The 18,819-nt window shown below is 56.2% G+C and carries 11 protein-coding genes; 2 read left to right on the top strand and 9 right to left on the bottom strand.

Annotated elements, in window-relative coordinates:
* Positions 1-59 precede the first annotated feature (59 nt).
* Entirely contained in the window at positions 60-488 is a 429-nt protein-coding gene (locus M2108_RS14410; protein ID WP_277470050.1) for an Lrp/AsnC family transcriptional regulator, read from the top strand.
* Positions 489-609: 121 nt separating this feature from the next.
* Here the strand turns inward: M2108_RS14410 and M2108_RS14405 are convergent, their stop codons facing one another.
* The 8 genes from M2108_RS14405 to M2108_RS14370 all read right to left on the bottom strand — a co-directional run bounded on the left by M2108_RS14405 (position 610) and on the right by M2108_RS14370 (position 10,240).
* Positions 610-1,905, bottom strand: a complete 1,296-nt coding sequence (locus tag M2108_RS14405; RefSeq protein WP_277470051.1) for an MFS transporter — start codon at positions 1,903-1,905, stop codon at positions 610-612.
* A gap of 3 nt (positions 1,906-1,908) precedes the next feature.
* Positions 1,909-2,640: an isochorismatase family protein gene (locus tag M2108_RS14400; RefSeq protein ID WP_277470052.1), complete on the bottom strand. Its 732-nt coding sequence runs from the start codon at positions 2,638-2,640 to the stop codon at positions 1,909-1,911.
* 46 nt (positions 2,641-2,686) lie between these two features.
* The gene (locus tag M2108_RS14395; RefSeq protein WP_277470053.1) at positions 2,687-3,400 is read right to left on the bottom strand and encodes a cysteine hydrolase family protein; all 714 of its coding nucleotides are present in this window, start codon (positions 3,398-3,400) and stop codon (positions 2,687-2,689) included.
* Entirely contained in the window at positions 3,397-4,638 is a 1,242-nt protein-coding gene (locus tag M2108_RS14390; protein ID WP_277470169.1) for an MFS transporter, read from the bottom strand. Before M2108_RS14390 ends, M2108_RS14395 begins: the two co-directional genes overlap by 4 nt.
* Before the next feature lie 27 nt (positions 4,639-4,665).
* Positions 4,666-6,678 (bottom strand): ABC transporter ATP-binding protein, encoded by a 2,013-nt coding sequence (locus M2108_RS14385; RefSeq protein ID WP_277470054.1) that lies wholly within the window; start codon positions 6,676-6,678, stop codon positions 4,666-4,668.
* Between the two features lie 47 nt (positions 6,679-6,725).
* Positions 6,726-7,568 (bottom strand): ABC transporter permease, encoded by an 843-nt coding sequence (locus M2108_RS14380; protein ID WP_280777070.1) that lies wholly within the window; start codon positions 7,566-7,568, stop codon positions 6,726-6,728.
* 77 nt (positions 7,569-7,645) lie between these two features.
* On the bottom strand, positions 7,646-8,593 hold the full coding sequence (locus M2108_RS14375; protein ID WP_277470056.1) for an ABC transporter permease: 948 nt from the start codon (positions 8,591-8,593) through the stop codon (positions 7,646-7,648).
* A 15-nt stretch (positions 8,594-8,608) separates the two neighbouring features.
* A complete protein-coding gene (locus M2108_RS14370) occupies positions 8,609-10,240 on the bottom strand; it encodes an ABC transporter substrate-binding protein (protein WP_277470057.1) in 1,632 nt (543 codons plus the stop codon).
* Positions 10,241-10,489: 249 nt separating this feature from the next.
* Between M2108_RS14370 and M2108_RS14365 the strand changes: the two genes are divergently transcribed.
* Positions 10,490-11,428 carry a LysR family transcriptional regulator gene (locus M2108_RS14365; protein WP_277470058.1) on the top strand — a complete coding sequence of 313 codons (939 nt, stop codon included), beginning with the start codon at positions 10,490-10,492 and terminating at the stop codon, positions 11,426-11,428.
* Between the two features lie 160 nt (positions 11,429-11,588).
* Here M2108_RS14365 and M2108_RS14360 read toward each other — a convergent pair whose 3' ends face one another.
* Entirely contained in the window at positions 11,589-18,641 is a 7,053-nt protein-coding gene (locus tag M2108_RS14360; RefSeq protein WP_277470059.1) for an S-layer homology domain-containing protein, read from the bottom strand.
* Between the last annotated feature and the right edge of the window lie 178 nt (positions 18,642-18,819).

Below are 18,819 nucleotides of genomic sequence, written 5' to 3'. Positions count from 1 at the left end.
CATTGCGGCGCGAAACAGATCAGCCGTTTCTACTTTCATCCGGAAAGGATTAACCCATTATGACTTCCCACCTGATCGACGATACAGATTACCGCATTCTGCGCTACCTTATTGAGGACTCCACACTTTGCCATAAAGACATCGGGGCACTGGTGCACATGACCGGACAGGCCGTAGGCGCACGTATCCGCAGAATGCGGGAGCTGGAGATTATCGAAGGCTATACGGTGCGCTGGAATCCGGCTAAAATCGGACAGGGTCTTCTTGCTTTTGTCACTGTGTTTTTGGGCTCCAATGCCGCACATCCCCCTTTTCAGCAGTTTGCAAAAAATCATAACAGTGTGATTGAGCTGCACCGCGTCAGCGGCGAAGGCTGCTACTGGATGCGCGTTCGTTTAAAAGACCAGGACGAGCTGAACGCTTTTTTGGACGAGCTGCTGGAGTTCGGCAATTACCGGGTGAACCTGGGGATGGGGCAGCTTAAGTAGGGCGTTTGTTATTAAAGGATATAGCCGGTCTGGACCGGATCGTGTTCGATTCCTATACTAAAAAGCTTACCGTGATGAAAAGCATCTTCATTTTCGCTGCTGCCCAGCTGTACGTATCGACTCACCCGCCTGCAGACGGCCTTTCTTCCAGCTTCTTATTCATGGCAAAGCTGCACACGACCAGAAACAGCGCCATGAAGCCGAAGCTGTTAGTCAGGCCGACAACGGCAGATACTCCGCCGACGGCCAGCGGGTTAACAACCTGCACGACCCGGTTCGCCATCGTCCGCAGGCTCATGCCCATCCCCTGGCTGTCAGCAGGAACCGTATGGGCCACAAGTATAAGGGCCATCGGCTGATTCATGCCCGAGCACATTCCCCAGACGAGCATGACTCCCAGGATCATCCCGTATCCCGGCTCAAACACCAGGACGCCCAGACAGAGACCTCCGGCCCATAAGCAGCCCATCATCATCGGCCGGTGGCCGAAGCGGTTAATGAAGAAGCCGGTCAGCGGACGGATCACAATCGACGATACGGCCCCTGCCGACAGCAGTGTACCTACGTGCAGCGGGGAATAGCCCATATTCGCAAGATACACCGGCAGAAAAGTCCCCTGAATATCAATTAGCGTAAACAATAATCCATTGAAGAGCATAGCTGTACCGAACGGGCGGTTATCCCGCAGCAGCCGGATGCCGCTACTGTAACTGCCGCGCATTCCGAAGCTGAATTTCCCCCTTGTCCCGGCCGGCTTCACGATTCCCGCACCCTCACCCTCACAGTCTCTCACTGTTAACCGAATAGCTCCCGGCAACAGCGGCGAGAGGAGCAGCACGATTCCCGACAATACCGCAAATACAAGGAACACCCATACCATGCCGCCCGTATCCGCGAATATGCCGCCGAGCGCAGGCCCGCCGAATTGAGCCAGCGCATTGATAAAGGCAAAGTTGGACAGCAGATGAACGCTGCGCTTTTTGTCCCCGCCTGCTCTGGCAATCTGGCCGACAGACGCCTGCAGCGCCCCCCAGCAGAGCAGGCTGCCCGTACCGTTGAAGAGCTGGCCGATCATCATCGGCAACAGCATATCCAATGTGCCGCCGGCGATATAACAGCCGCCGCTGAAGAGCATAATTAAGGCTCCGGCCATGACCGATTTGCGCGGCCCGATCCGGTCGATCACCTGGCCGGCAGGCATGGCCAGCACGACTGGAATCAGTGCATGCAGTCCCATAACCGCACCGACGCCCGCCAGTGGTAAGCCGGCAGCGTTGAAATATAGCGCAAGCATCGGCCGAAGCATACTGAAGCCGAGCCAGTAGAGAACAGCTGACACAAACAGCAGGAAAAGGCCGGCTCCCGCTGTCTGCCGGCCCTTTCCGATATTGACTAACCCGCCGGAATCCCCCATCATCCGTTACAGCTGTGCAGCGGCGGAATTCCGGCTCCCGATCCTGTCGAAGTAGGCCTCGGCTTCAATAAGCTTCACAACATCCGCATATTTGGCATTCAGATCAAATAAATTGACCCAATGCGACATTTCGGTACGGTCGAAGGTGCATTCCTCGACAACACCCATTTTGAAGCTGTGCGTGGTGCCGTCCACGACAGTGGCCCGCACGCAACCGCTGGTTGATTCCCCGCAGGCAATCAGCGTATCAATGCCCCAGCTTTGCAGCATGTATGGAAGCACTGTGCCGTTGAAGGCGCTAGGTGCCGCCTTCCGGATGACAAGTTCATGCTCCAGCGGAGCTACCTCGGCCACAATCTCAGCCGATCTCCGCTTCAGCTCTTCAGGCATCTTCGCCTCACTCAGGCCGACCTGCTTGCTCCGCCCCGTCCGCTTGGCCCAGCCGACGACATTATCACCGTCCAGCTTCGTGATATGAATGACCGGAATGCCGTTGCGGCGGGCTGACTCCAGCAGCTTCTTCGTCTGGTCAACCGCTGCCCATCCTTCCAGCCCCATGCCGCCAGGATGGGTTTTGATCTGCTCCATCAACGGCTGGCGCGTCAGGCCAAGCGCTCCGACATAGAAGTCAATCAGAATAAGCGCCGGCTTGTCTCCGAAACCGAAGGGCTCTTTTTTTCCTCTAGCGGCATCATGCTCTCTGTCTCTTTCGGTCATAAACTTTTCCCATCCACGCATTAGCGATCTCTCCTTGTTAGTTGAATTTATTAAAAATATTCATCGGTTAATTGACGGAGATAGATGCGGGGGCGGAACGAACATCCAGATGCCCCAGCGCTTCGTCGATGTGCATAACATCCGCATACTTATGATGCATGTCAAAGAGGTTCACCTTATGGGATAGCGGACTGCGGTCATAACAGCATTCTTCAACCAAGGTAACATGGTAGCCGTAAGCGTATGCTTCAAGCACACTGGCACGCACGCACCCGCTGGTCGATTCGCCGCATACAATCAGGCTGTCAACATCCATCATGTTCAGATAAGCAGCGAGCGGCGTTCCGAAAAAGGCGCTGGCCCGGCTTTTGTTAATGATGATATCCTCCGGCTGCGGAGCAAAGGCTTCGAAAATGTCGTAAGCATCGCTGGTTATATTTTTGACCCTGCGGTTGGTCGAGCCGATTCGTTTGGGCGCTTTCGTGTACTGGTCCCGGGTGGAATAAATAACAGGAATACCAAGCTCGCGCACTTTGGATAACAATTGCTTGGTGGGCTCAATCGCCTCCCAGGCATAGATGCCGCATGAACTGGGATACTCCCCCTGGAGCTCGATAACCGGTTTAGGACCGCCCTTATAGCTGGCATTGTAGAGATCAATTGCAAGCAGTGCGGGGCGTTTGCCGATATAGGTCTCACGTTCGTACGCCGTGTAAATTTCAAGAATCTCCTCAGACACGACATCTTTCCAGCAATGATCCTCAAACCCGTATTTACTCATTTCTCAACCTCCATATGATTAATCGGAATTTGCCTGAAACGCATTTTCCGGTATAGCCCAAAGCCAAGAATCGCCGCAAACAGCAATCCACCTCCTGCAATAAAAGAGGATGCCAGCCCCAAAAGCTGGCCGAATAATCCAAATACCGCCGGAGCCGCAATTTGTGAGGAACGGTTCACCAGCAGACGCAGGCCCATAATTTTGCCCCGCTCTGCCATGGAGTCCTCATCCACCATAATCATGGTGCTGACCGGCATATTGATGCCGACCGACGAACCTAGAACGAAAGCGACGACCGCGATGGAAACAGGATTCCAGTCCATAAACGGCAGCGCCATTAAAGCGAGAGCGGCGACACAGCCGGCTGAAATCAGCAGATTCTGATGGCTAAACCGCTTCGTCAGCCGCCCGATGAACAGCCTTGAAGTCATGCCTGCCAGACCACGAATCGAAACCAGTAAAGAGATGACGAGGGCGCTGAATCCAAGCGTGTCCAGATATAAGGGAAAGAACCCCTGCCAGATGGATTGGATGAAATGGATGAGGAATGTGCCGACCAGACCGAATTGCACGCCGGGATGCTTCATTAAATGAATACCCGACAGATAGCTTCCCGCAATCTCCCTGGGACGCAGCACCTCCTTCACCTCAACGCCTAGCCTCGGTGCGCCCGCCATATCCCGGCTTGCCCTATGAAAAGCGATGCCAAAGCCGATAGCCACGATCAGGCAGAGCAGAAATGCGGCCTGATAACCAGTAGCAGCAGTTCCTCCGGAGCCGGCGATGCCAGCCGAGGCGACATAAGTGACAAGGATACCTCCAGCGATGGGGCCGATCATGCTCCCTCCCGATGACCAGGCCGAATAGCGGGTAATATTACGTTCTCGCTCCTCTTTTCCCCCTTCGGATACAATGACCTGCAGCGCCGAGGTTACGATCATCGTTCCGCCGCCGATCACAATTTGCGCGACCGTTAATATCGTCAGATTAGAGCTGAAGGTCATCATTGCCAGGGGAAGGATGGTAAGAATATTGCCTATCCGGAGCATATAAGCGGCGCCCAGACGGTCGATCAGCTGGCCGGCCGGCATCGCGATAAATAGCGGCAAGACCGCTCTGAGCGTAAGCAGAACGCCGATCATGGCAGTGGATGCGCCGAGCTGGGCCGCATGCAGCGCGAAGAAAGGCTGTGTGATGGAATTGACGGCAAAGTGAATGCCACCGCCAATAATACCCATTTTCTTCAAATCAACTACCCCTTCATTCTAGGATGCGAAGAAGCAGGCGACCTTCCTTGATTCCCCTGCGGGATCAAGCGCCGGCATTTCTTCCCTGCACCGTCTCTCCACGAGCGGACATCTTGTACTAAACCGGCAGCCGCCGGGCGGATTGGCCGGGCTTGGAAGCTCTCCCGTCAGCACTTCAATAATGCGGCGGTCCTCAAGTTCAGGGTCCGGGAGCGGCGAAGCAGCAAGCAAAGCCTTCGTATACGGGTGCTTAGGATTCTCAAACACCTCTGCTGCAGGTCCGGTCTCGACAACTTTGCCAAGATACATCACCGCAATCGTATCGGAGATATGGCGGACGACAGACAAGTCATGCGAGATGAAGACGATGCTGATTCCCAGCCTGTCACGCAGTTCGGCCAACAGATTGATCACTTGAGCCCGCACTGACACATCAAGCGCCGAGGTCGGTTCATCAGCTACAATAATAGAAGGTGATAGAGCCAGTGCGCGGGCAATCCCGATCCGCTGCCGCTGCCCGCCGCTGAGCTGATTCGGATAACGTTCCAGGTAGGAGACATCCAGCCCGACCGTCCGGATCAGTTCCCGGATGCGTTGCTCCCGTTCTGCTCTTGTGCCGATCTTCATCACAGTCAGTGGCTCACCGATGATCTGGCGAATCGTAATCTTCGGGTTGAAGGAGGAATACGGGTCCTGGAATACCATCTGCACTTTGCTCCGAAAAGCGCTCAACCGCTCTCCCTTCATATGGGCGATATCTACCCCCTCCACGAAAATATTACCGTCGCTTGGCTCCTCCAGACGGAGCAGCATTCGTGCCATGGTGCTCTTGCCGCAGCCGGATTCACCTACGACTCCAAGCGTCTCGCCGGGCATCAGGGTGATGTCAATACCATCAACCGCATGCACAACTCTTTTCTTCTTGAATAAAGAGGCGGTTTCAAACCGTTTCTTCAACGATTTGACCTGCAAGACCGGCTCAGCCCCTTCCGGCATTACATACCGCTCCTCTTCCGTTATCCCATACTCAGGCCGGAGCTGCTCCAGCTTCCCCAGCCCGCCTTTCACGAAACAGGCAGCGCTGTGCGTATCTGAACGCATGGTAAGCTCGGGGCTCTGTGAACCGCATACCGCGGTAGCGGCCAGACAGCGCTCCCTGAAGGAGCATCCGGCCAGGGGACGTGACATATCCGGCGGGAAACCGTCGATCTGCAGCAGCCGCTCCCTCTTCCGTTCATCGGCGCGGGGGATGGTGCTGAGCAGGCTTTGCGTATAGGGATGCTGCGGGTTCGCAAATATTTCATGTACAGTTCCATATTCCACGATGCGCCCCGCGTACATGACGGCAACCTTCTGCGCAAATCGTGCTACGAGGCCGAGATCATGAGTAATAAAGAGCACCGCGCAGCCCGTTTCAGCGGACAGATTCTTCAGCAGCTCGACAATTTGTGCCTGAATCGTAACGTCGAGCGCAGTGGTCGGCTCATCTGCCAGGATCAGCTTCGGATGACAGGACAACGACATCGCAATCAATACCCGCTGCCGCATGCCCCCGCTAAGCTCATATGGATAATTCTTCACCCTCACCTGCGGATCGGGTATGCCCACCTGTCTGAGCAGTTCGACGGCGCGCTCTGCAGCTTGCTTACGGCCAAGCTTCGTATGGCGGCAGATCGTATGAACCAATTGATCCTCGACGGTCATCACCGGATCCAGCGAGGTCATTGGGTCCTGAAACACAGTACCAATCTTCCCGCCCCTGATTTCATTCAATTGCCGCTCCGACATCTGCAGCAGATCCTCGCCTTCCAGACGTACAGAACCTGAGACGACCTTGCCCGGATAAGCGAGGAGCTGCAGGAGCGACATCGCCATTGCGCTTTTTCCCGACCCGCTCTCGCCGACGACAGCCAGCCGCTCTCCGCGTTCAAGCTCAAAGGACACGCCGTTTACCGCACGGACGGTTCCGCGTTCCGTATGAAAATAGGTATGCAAATCATCTACAGCCAGCAATAACTCCCGTTCTCCCATCCTTCTCCTCCTTAATGGTTGGCCCTTTGGTTAGCCTGATTCCCCGTTTATCGCTTGGAGCGCGGGTCAAGCACTTCACGTATGCCGTCGGACAGCAGGTGCAGGCCGATGGCAATCACGAATATAACGAGGCCGGGCAGGGTGGAAATCCACCAGGCTTGCTGCAAGTAGGATTGCCCGTCTTTAATAATGTTACCGAGCGAAGGCGCCGGGGGCGTAATGCCAAGCCCGAGGAAGCTGAGACTGGCCTCCGTCAGAATGGCGCTCGCGGCAACGATGCTGGCCGAAACAAGCATGGGTGCAATTGTGTTGGGCAGAATATGGCGGAACATCAGCCAGCTTGCCGGAGCGGACACAATCCGGGCCGCATCGATGAAGGTCCGGGATCTTACACTCAGCACCAGCGACCGCTGCAGCCGGATCGCTCTCGGCAGATCGGCAATGGAGATCGCAGCAATGACGGGCAGCATGCCTGCTCCAAAGATGGCGACCAGGGCGATGGCCAGCAGCAGCGACGGGAACGCGAGGAAAATGTCGGTTACCATCATGATATACCGGTCCCAGCGCCCGCCGAAGAATCCTGAGACCGTTCCAATCAGAATGCCGCCGGCAAGCGTAATCAGCGCGACAGAAAAGCCGACGATCATAGAAGTCTGCATACCCGAGACTGTCCGGCTCATAATATCCCGCCCGATCTTATCAGTTCCGAGCGGATGCTCCAAGGAAGGGGAGGCGAGGCCCGCCTGGATATCCGTCTTGAGCGGGTCGTCCAGCGGAAGAACCGGAGCGAGCAGGGCAACCAATATGAGCGGAAGCAATATCAGCAGACCGGCAACCCCCTGCCGGTTCCTCAGCAGCTTAAAGGCCGGGAGCGCCTTAAGCCTAGGCAAGGATAACCTTCTTCCCCCCGTTCCCGTTTGATGCAGAGAACCTTCGGCACTATTGTCCATATTCTCAGCTCCTTTACTCAGAATTTAACTCTCGGATCCATTCGACGGTACAAAATATCCGTTAACATGTTGATCATAATGAATAACAGCGAGTAGACCAGGATGACATTCTGCACCAGTGTATAATCGCGCATTTTGATGCCGCCGATAAGCAATGAACCGATGCCGGGTATGGAGAAAATAAACTCGGTGATGACAGTACCGTTCATCAGATTGCCGAAGGCGAGTCCAGCGACGGTAATAATCGGCATAGCTGCATTCTTGAGCGCGTGCCGGAACACCACCAGAAGCTCCGGTGCCCCGAATGCCCGCGCCGTCCGGACATAATCCTCGCCCAGCACTTCAAGAACAGAGGTACGGGTGATGCGTACAATAGTGGAAATCTGACCCAGGCAGAGCACAATCAGCGGCAGCGCGATGCGCCGGAACAGACTGGCAGGATCACCGAAATGGATCGGACCGGTTGCAGGCAGCCAGCCCAGCGTCAGTGTGAAGAGCAGCATCAGCAGCAGCGCCATCCAGAAGGAGGGCATCAGGTCTACCAGCATGGACAGCCAGGTGATAAAACGGTCCATTACCTTCCTCCCCTTATGCGCGCTGAACGCGGCAAGCGTACCTAATGCAACACCGATCAGGCAAGCGATCAGCACGGTCAGCACAGCGACGATGAAGGTGACCGGCAAAGCCTCAACGATCAGTTGCAGAACAGACTGGCCGGTCACCAGGGTCGTCCCGAGATCCATCCGCAGCAGATCCAGCCAATAATCGATGTACTGCCGCCAGACCGGAACATCCAGACCCAGCCGCTCCTTCATGGCCTGCAGCGCATCGCCCGAGAGACTGTCCCCCGCCATGACCGCCGTCGCATCACCGGGAATCAGGCGGATGATGATAAATACCAGTGTCACCACTCCAATGATCGTCGGGATGAGCTGACTTGTTTTCCTTAGCAGATAACCGCCCACGGGCATCCCTCCTCTTTATTCCGTAATATCTACCTCAAAGAAGTTCACCTGTGACAACGGATTAATGTTGACATTCTGCACATTCTGCGAGCTTGGCCAATAACCGTTCGCCGCCAGACGCGGGATATAGGGCAGATCAGTCATGGCAATCCGCTGAACCTCGGCATACAATTGAGCACGGGTGTCTGCGTTGACCTCAGCACGGGCAGCCTCCAGCTTCGCAGTCAGTTCAGGATTGCTGTACCGCGCACCGTTCAAGCCTTTCGGGGCAATATTATCCGGATGCAGATAGCTGAATAAGATGGTATCGGGATTCACGGCAGGCAGCTGCCGGCCGGATACCTCAAAGTTGCCTTCATTGCGGATCTGGTTATACTGGGCCGCTTCCACAATTTCAAAATCAAGAGCAATACCTACCGCCCTCAAGTTCTCCTGCTCGAGCTGCTCGCTTTCCTCTACACTGCGCGTATGCATTGTGATGCTGAATCCGTCCGGATAACCCGCCTCAGCCAGCAGAGCCTTCGCTTTTTCTGGATCGTATTCATATACAGGAATATCATCCGTGTAACCGTCCATCCAGGTCGGCAGGAGATTCGAGGCTGCCATCTGCCCCATCGGGTTCGTGGCTTGAATATTGCCGGTCCAGTCCACGGCATGCGCCCAGGCCTGCCGGACTCTGGCGTCCGCCAATGGGCCGTGCTCGGTATTGAAGATCCGCAGGTTGACTGCCCGTTCCAGCAGCACATTCAACTTCAGCCCCGCTGCTTCCAGCTTCTGCAGCAATTCCGTTTTCTCGATCCGCATCGCCAAATCGACCTCTCCGTTCTGTAAGGCGATCGAAGCGGTATCGTCGTCTTTGATGATACTGAAGACAAGCTTCGCAATCGGCGCAGGCCCGCGGTAGTAATCCTCGTGACGGACCATTACAATTTCCGAGTTCGTCCGGATGCTTTCAATCTGGTAAGGTCCTGTACCGACAGGCTCCCACATAAACCGCTCGCCCAGTTCCTCAACCGCCTCCTTCTTCACGATCTGACCCTGATGGTAATTGGCCACCTGGTGAAGAAAATTGCCGTCCGGCGACTTCAGCTTAATGATGAATGTATAAGGGTCGGGCGCTTCAAACGACTCCACATTACCGAACTCCGAAGCGTACGGCGATGCCACCGCCGGGTCAATAATCCGCTCATAGCTGTACAGTACATCCGCCGATGTAAACTCCCCGTACCCTTTTTGCCACTGGACACCTTCTCTTAATTTGAAGTTCCAGGTCTGGTTATCCTCGGTAGTCCAGCTCTCCGCAAGATCAGGGATAATTTCTCCCGTCTTGGATTCGTATGTTGTCAGTCCACTGAAAATATTAAAGGCTATGTTTTCGTTCTCGACACGGAATATTGTCGCCGGATCAAAACCTGCCGGGTCATCATAGAAACGAATGCGTAACGTCTTGCCGCCGTCTCCGCTGCCAGAACTGACAGAGACCGATTCTCCGCTGCTCACCGAACCCCCATTGCCTGCGTTGCCGGCATTTCCGGCATTTCCGGCATTTCCTGCATTTTCTGCATTGCCGCAAGCTGTAACCAGAGCCAAAACGACAGCTATAAGCAACCACCCCAGATATAGACGCATGCCCTTAATCCTTTTCACTTGCGCTGACCTCCCACTCCCATAAATTTGAATTTTGAATACTGTTACATCCCAATGACTACAGGAGTAATATTAGTTTACAATGTTTACGATAAATTTCCGCTTGACCATTGGGTTAACCTAATATTATGGTAGTATTAATTACATGTAAATTATGAATATCTAATATTTAAATTAGTAAATTGAATGTAATCGGTTTCTATTACTTTCATATGTTAATAAACTTAACTTCTTTAAGAGGTGTTAGATATGAACCTGGAGCAGATCAAGACTTTTCTTGCCATCCATCATTCAGGGAGCTTCCAAAAAGCATCTGAGGAGTTGTTCATTCCGCAGCCGACGGTTTCCCAGCGTATTTTGCAATTGGAGAAGAGTGTGGGGAAACCCTTGTTCATCCGGAGAAAAAGCGGAAATCAGCTGACGGCAGAGGGGAAGGCCTTTTACCCTTATGCCCTGAAAATATTGCGGACTCTGGAACAGGGGCAGGTTGCGGTGGACAAAGCGGCGAAGCAGGAGGAGCAGCAGCTGGAGATCGGCTGCACCAATTCGTTAAGCAATCTGTTTTTATTTAAGGTTCTTGAAAAGTTCATCTCATTTTTCCCGAAAACAAATGTTAAGGTGCATTCCTTCTCTACCAATAATGTCATTCACGGCATCCGGATGGGCAACTTCAACCTTGGCATCACCCGATATTCTATCGAAGACAGTGAACTGTCTTTCCGGATGCTCAACAGCGAGCATATCTATTACATCGTCTCCCCCGACAGTCCGCAGGCAGCATGCCCGTCCGTGACGCTGAAGGATATCGGGCATCATCCGCTCATTATGTATCAGGAGGGCAAGCAATACCGCGAAACGGTGGAGTTCGTCTTCAAACGGCTTCATCTGAATTTGTATATCCAATATGAAATGAACAATCTGGAGCTGATCAAGCAGATGGTTGCCGCCAACTACGGTGCCACGCTATTCGCCCCCTCCTACATGGGACACGAGGTTGCCAAACGCTCGCTGATTGCCATTCCGATCGAGGACAATCCCTTTCCGATGCGGCAGACATTCGTCATTTACAACAAGGAGCGGCTCTCCTCCGTGGAAAATCTGTTCCTGGATCATCTGTTCAGCTCGGCCATACGGAAAAATCCGGATTCCGCCCCTCTTCTTCCCCCGCCGCATGGAAGCATCAACTGAGCCTGCTCCGCCCGCAACAGTCCGATCCAGATCATGGATCGGAAGTAAAGATAAGCATTGACGTTGATTGAAGCTGCATAAAAAGGCCGCCGCCAAAGGAATGGAGATTCCTGAGGCGGCGGCTTTTTTGGGGTGCTGCATTAAGGCAGGATGAACACGATTAATCGTTCAGCAGCCTGCCGGCCCGCAGCAGCCGGGCCAGTATGACCGCCGCTTCGGCACGGCTGGTGACGGCCTGCGGCGCGAAGCTGCCGGAAGGCCGTCCCTGCATAATTCCGCCGGCGGTCAGGGTGTTCACCGCTTCCTGTGCCCAGGAAGCGATGTCGGCAGCGTCGGTGAAGCTGCCAGTGGCGGTTGGTGCTGCGCCGGGCGAGGTGGCGTTAACGTCAAAAGCTAAACTTGATGCTGCCGGAGTGGCAGCGGCTGGAGCAGTGCCGGATGCTGCTCCAGGTGCACTGGCAACAGCAGCAGCATTTGCGGCGGCAGTGGTGGTGACAATACTGGCTGCGGCGAGGATGGCTGGCGTTCCGCCGGCAGTGGTCATAGTGATACCACTTGCTGCAGCAGTGGCTGGCGTTCCGCCGGTGGCTGGCGTTCTGCCGGTGACTGGCGTTCCGCTGGTGGCTGGCGTTCCGCCGGCGCCTGCGGCAGGTGCGGCTGCAGGCGGTGCTGAAGCTGACTGCACCAGCTTCAGCGCTCTGGCGGCCATCACCGCCAGCTGCTCCCTGGTGACCGGAGCCTCCGGACGGAAGGTTCCGTCCGCGTAGCCCTGCACCAGGCCCAGCTCAGCAGCCGCCCTGGCATCGGCTGCAAACCAGGCGCCGGCCGGCACGTCGCTGAAGGCGGCGGCGTCAGCCGCAGCCTCCGGCAGCAGGCCGAGTGAGCGCACCAGCATGGCCGCGAATTCGGCCCGGCTGACGGTCTGCTGCGGCGCAAAGCTGCCGGCGCCGCGGCCATTCAGGATGAGCTTGCCGGCCAGCAGCTCAATCTCAGTCTTGGCCCAGTGGCCGGAGAGATCGCCGAAGCTGACCGGATGCAGCGCAACCGCTATAACGCCTCCGGCCACACTGCTCTTGACGGTAACCTTCGTTACCCCGCCGGCCGTCTCGAACAGGGCCGGCACATACCGGAAGGTACCGGTCTGCGCGTCGTACAGCAGCGCTGCCGCGCGGTCTGCACTGACCGCTTCCTCCACGGTCAGCGTCCGCTCTGCGTAAGCAGCGCCGAGGCCGCTGACCGGCACGGCGGCTGCGCCGCTGCCGCCGAGTACGCTCAGGGTGAAGCCTGCCGGCACACCCTTCACCGCAAGGGCCTGCTTGCCTGCACCCGCAAGCAGCTTCTCAAGCGCTGCGCCGCTAAGCGGAGCCAGCGCAAATTCCAGCGTGCCGTCCGCAAGGCCGGCCGCTTCAAGCACGCTTTCCGCGCGGTGCAGCGGAAAGCGGTAGGACGCGCCGCCGCTCGTGACCACGAGCACGGCGCCGGGCACTGCAGCAGCCGCGCTCCGCAGGGCGGCTGCACTGAAGCGCGCCGTGCCGCCGGCACCGGCAGCGACCACGATCTCGCGCTGCCCTGCGGCGGCGGCGGCGCTCAGGCGGGCGTCACCGTCCGCTGCAGCAGCGCCAGTTCCTGCGCTGCCGCCGGAGCCTCCGGTGCCGCCGGGGATACCGGACTCCGTATCGTCCGGCTTCAGCACAGCCAGGTCATACACCCGTGAGCTGCCGTTCACGCTCACAGTAAGCAGGGTATTCCCTGCTGCAGCAGCCTGCAGCCTGCCGTCCTTAAAGCCGGCTATACCGGCTTCCGCGAAGCTCCATTCAGCCTGCGCAGTAAGGTCCGCGCCAGTCTGATCCAGCACCTGCAACCCGTCAGCCGTGCCCTGCTTCAAGGTAAACGGCCCCTTCTGCCCGTCAGCCAGCTTAACAGTGAACGGCTTAACGGCAGTGGCGATACCCTGGTTCTTCTCACGGACAGTGAACCCGGCTGCCGGATTAGCCAGCAGGTTCATCCGTTCCCCGCGGATAATCAGATTGTCGATGAGCAGGCTGCCGGTCAGCTCAGGCGTCACTTCCACGCCGCTTGTGCCTGCCCCGTCAATGATGTTGTCCGTGAGTACAACACCGTCCAGCTTCATATTGCCGTGCGCTACCAATCCGGAGTAAGTACTGTCCAGGATGGTATTGCTGCGGATCTGCACATCGGCATTCAGATTACTTTCGCCCGCGTACAGCCAGATGGCTCCTAAGTTGAACCCATAACCGGAATCATAGCTGCCGGTGCGCAGCAGCGTATTGCGCTCCACCACCGTAGTTCCCCGGAACGGTTCAGCCGAGAAACGGGTTGATACAGCAATACCCGCACCGTTCGTTACGGTGTCTTTGACGATATTATCCTGGATTTGGTTGTCCCGGCCGCCAAAGACGACGATATTATCAGCCAGCCAAGGCAGCGCAACGGTATTGAAGCGGGCTGTATTATTGAAGCTCGGCGTCCGCTCACTGCCGTTAACGTCACTCAGCTTGTCATCGGTAAAAGACCACATGGCGATCCCGTCATCACCCGGATAGCGGATGTCGCTCTGCTCCATCATGCTGTTGCCTGTGCCCACCGCAAAGTTAATGCCGTCCGCCATCAGATTGCGGATGCGCAGGCCGACCATATGCAGGCCGTCTGTCCGGACTTTTTCGCCTCCCGGCTGAGTCAGCCACAGCCCGGCTTTGGTATGCTCGATCCAGACATTCTGGATGAGCGAGCCCTGCCCGAACGCCCCGTGAAAAGCGTTCGTAACCGCCTCATCGTCACGCACATTAATCCCGCCCTCGATCAGCAGATCGTGTACGCTAATCTTGCCTCCGTGACCGTAGAACTTGGCCCCGTTCAACGTCGTGTACCATATCCCTGCTCCGCGGATGTCTGCATTGTACAGGTTAAGCAGGCCGTCGCCGACATTGAAGCTGCCTGCCGGGAACCAGAGGCCGCTTCCGGCTGCTTCTGCTGCAGCCAGCGCGGCCCTGAAGGCGGCAGTGTCATCGCCCTCATCATCAGGGACTGCACCGTAATCCGTCACAGACAGATATCCTTCCGGCATCTCCAGTGCAGGGGCAACCAGCTCCAGTTCTGCCAGATCAATAACATAAGAGGCCGCCTGATCCTGCGCACTTTTCTCCAGGCGAATCACAGCTCCTGCCGGAGCATCGCCGATCAGGGCATGAATCTCGTCAAAGAAGCGGTGCCCGCTGCCCTGACGGGGATCATTTGACCATGGATAGCTGCCGTATTCCCAGGCATATTTGGAGGTCAGGCTCAGCTCCTGCCGTTTGCCGTTCACCAGCAGTGTCAGCGTCTCCTGCGCACCTGCCCCGTCCGGACTGTCCGGGATGGAATAACGGAGCACGATGGAATTCGCAGGTTCAGCCAGGGTGAACTCGATGTAGTCACCCGTATTCTTAAGCACTACCGCCTGCCGTCCGGAAGCTTCCGAGGCTACACTGCGGTATTTGCGGGACGGGCCAATAAGCTCGCCGTTCGTAACAGCATCCTCTGCCTCATAGCTGATATAAGGAACAGTAGCCCCGCGGTAGGCTTTAGCCACACTTTCCTTGACCGTGAGACTGTCAACAGATACCTTGCTCCAGTCCTCGCCTCCGCTGCTGAGCGTAACTGTATTAATACCAGCCCTGAGCGCCAGCTTTAAAGTTACCGTGTGCCAGTCACTGGCAGCCGGCAACTTGGCCGTACCTTGCGGAAGCCCGTTCACGGTCACATCGAGCGCCGCCTCTGCAGAAGCCGCATATTTATAGCGGAGCACCGCATTGTAATCTCCAGCCTGCTCCGCATTTACAGCAAAACGCAGCAGACCGCTGCCATGAAAGGCATCCTTGCCGGGATACACAATATCCCTGGGCACCGGCACGAAGCTCCACTGCTCGTTGCCGTCCACTGCGAACACTGTGCTACGGTCTGCGCTGCTGATCCGCATGAGGCCAAGCTTCTCCTCCACAACCCACTGCGAGGCCTCCCCGCCGCCGGAAGTCAGCTCAGCAGCACCTTTTTCATCAAGTGAGAGATAATGACCTGTCTGCACATTTTTAATCCTTTTGCGGCCGTTAACATCCTGCACCAGCCACTCAGCCTTAGCAGTCAAGTCCTTGCTGTCTGCATAAACCGGCTGGCCATCCTTCTCTGCCAGTACTTTCCCGGCCGCTGCTTGCGGCGCGATCCTCACAATGTTGGTGTCATCCTGAACCGGTGTGGAGGTATCGCTGTTCCGCGCCTCACCGGCCGGCCTGTTAAATTCGGCCGATGCTGCTTCCAGCGCCCACTGCGCGGATGCTTCGCTGTCCAGCAGCAGGGCACGCTCGGCATAGCCGGTTTTATTGCTCAGATTGATCAGTTCATCGTCATATTCCCCGTACAGACTGCGGATCAGATAATTCCGGTAATCTGCAGCCAGACTGACCTTCCAGAATGAGGCACCGTGCGTATCCGGCTCAGCGCCGCTTTCCAGGAACGAATAATCCTCGTTCAGCGTCAGATAATGACCGGTAGCCCGGTTCACAATGAACTGACCGCCCGCTCCGCCTGAAATCGTCCAGTGTGAGTAACCGTTATCCGCCGCAGGCTGTCCGTACAGCACTACACCATGTTCATTCTCATAGAGGTAGTCGCCGGTCTGTGCATTCTTGAATCTTACCGGATCAGCCGGAACAGCCGGCGGAGCTTCTGTTACCGCTTCGGCGGTGAACTGTGCACTGTCCATACCGGCGGCTCCGGCAGCCTTGCTGATCCTAATGACCGGCTCGCCGTCCGTACCGGATGCACCGTACAGATAATGGCCCGCCCAGGCGCTTTTAATAGTAGAAACACCGGATGGCTGCATATCCACTACCCACCGGATACTGGCCCAGACATCATAGACCGTCTGCTCTGTAGGTACAGCCAGCTCAGGGCTCTCCTGCTCGATCGCCTCACCGAAATTCTGCAGCGAGAGATATCTGCCTGTGCCCCTGTTCTTAAGCTTCACCGCCCCGCCGGCTCCCGGGATTTCCTGCAGCTGCCACACAAAGCTGTCATCTTCCGGGTCAAGCGTACCGTACGTCGCCTGCCCGACCGTCATGTCAACATCAGCGGCTTCCAGTTTCGTTTTTTGCTCGACTGATTCCCCTTCCCTAGTCAGCGGACTCTCTTGCCCGGAGTCTGCCGCCTGCACCTCCGCCCCGGATTGCCGGGCATACACGTCCTCCGTAACCGTAGCGCCGTGTTCTGCCAGCTTCCGTTCATTCTCCTGCACAGCCGGAACAGGACCGTCCTGCAAATACTGATCTTCGCCGTTTACCCCGTTCAGTTTGAAGCGGAACAGATCCTGCTTCTTCTCCGTCACCGCGACGAATCTCCATTTCGGGCTGCCCCAATCCGGATTAATGACACCGTACTCGGCATATTTGGTCAGGTTTTGCAGGGAAATATATTTCTCCGGCCGTTTTCCCGGCTCCTTGTCGAGTACATTGGATATAACGTAGGTGCTGTCACCGGTATTTTTTCCGGTCCAGATATAGGCCTGTTCCACATTGGTTTTATCCGCCAGCGGACTTACCTGAATATGTCCGTCCGGCATCTGCGCTATATTGATGTAGTGGCCGGTCTTGCGGTTCTTGAACAGCTTGCGGCCGTTATACTTTTCCACCAGCCACTGGTCAGAGCCGTCCTCCTGCATATTGCCGTATTTCAGCAGCCCCTCCTTGCTCTCGTACCAGTAAAAAGACTGCCAGCCGTTCTGAATCCGGTAATAATGCTCGGCGTTATCTATTGGAGTGCTTGGGTCCAGCAACTGCCACTGCGCCGCAAGTGTACTAGCATCCGTTCCGGCACCGGCACCGCCGCCTGCCAGCATCGCCAGATAGACGCCCGGACTCTGCACATTCTCAATCGTCTGATAATCATCGTAATCATCCGATTCATTGAACACCCACCGGTCGGAAAGGTTACTTTCGCTGAGCGTGAGCGCTTTTACCGTATCCCCTGTGTATGAGAGATAATGGCCGCTCGCCGCATTACGTATCCGTTTATGGCCGTCATAATCCTCGGCATACCATAAATAGCTGTTCTCATTTGCCGCATCCGGTGCAATCGCCCCATGAGCTAACATGCCGCCGGAAGCCTCATAGATATAATCCGCTGCTGTCTGCGCATCGGTATAGGCCGCTATCCGCACAGGCTGCAGCTCGGTAACCGGTACAATCGTCCATTGCGCGCTGTGATTGCCTGCCCAGCCCGGCCAGTTGTTGGAGCGCACATTATTGTCGTCGCCGTACTGGGGATTCAGCCACAGCTCTTTGCCCCCGTCTGTCAGCCCGTGGTTGCGAAGTGTGATATAGCCTGCCCCGTCTTCACCGGGAGCTGCCTCCTGAACCCATTCACTTAATCCTTTGTCCGCCGGATCAATAACATCCGCAAAAACACCGAACCAGTGCTCCGCGTTCTGCTTGATGTAATGCCCTGTCGCACGGTTGCGGATGGTCAAGGTTCCGGTGTTCTCTCCCGGCTCCAGAAACCACTGCGCAGCCTCATTGCCCAGCGCTGCTGTGCCGTAAAGGACTTTACCTTCCTCTTCATACATCACCTGCCCGGGACGCATCCGGCTCTCCAGCCGCACCGCCGGCGCTGCGCCCAGATCAATAAAAGCCCACTGCGGACTCTCAAAGGTCACATTGATATCCGAGCTGACCTGGGCATAGCCGAGCTGATTTTCCTGATGGATGACCAGCTTGCCCTCGGGTGCAGTAGCACTGCGGATGACCATATACCCGCTTCGGTTCGAGAGATCAATCAGCCACTGTTCAGATGCGCCCCCTCCACCTGTACTAGCCGCTGCTTTCAAGGAATCCTCTTTGCCGGCATTACCGGCGAGCGTGATGTAGTGGCCTGTTTTGACATTTTTGATCCGGGATACACCCTCCGTGGTTTCCACATTCCAGTGCGCAGAGGTATCTGCCGGATTCGTCATTCCGTAACGGACGACCCCTCCGCTGGTCTCGTAGAGATAATTGCTTTTCCACTTGTTCTTGATCAGGACTGTGCCTGCCGGAATTTGCCCTGCCCCTGTTCCCCCGACACCTGCAGCCTCCGCCGGACTTCCTCCCGCGCCAAAAGCAGACAGATCCGGAAGCATAAGCAGCAGCACCAGCAGCCCCGCCACCAGTGACCTGAACCGTTTCATAAATGCGCCCCCTCTAAGCCAAAATGGACTTCCCTTTCATCTTAGGATGACAGCGTTTACAAAACGAGGTGTGATTGTACTAGGCACAGGTGTATTTTTACGGAGATCCGTAGGGGTGGGCAGTATGCTCTATCGTATAGCCTTTTATTGGAGTCCAAAAAAACAGCAGCCCTGGAAA

Origin of the sequence: Paenibacillus sp. PastM-3, assembly GCF_029893965.1 — a bacterium.
Taxonomy (GTDB): domain Bacteria; phylum Bacillota; class Bacilli; order Paenibacillales; family Paenibacillaceae; genus Paenibacillus_AQ.
The sequence above is the reverse complement of the archived record's forward strand: the minus strand, read 5'-3'. Positions and strand labels throughout refer to the sequence as shown.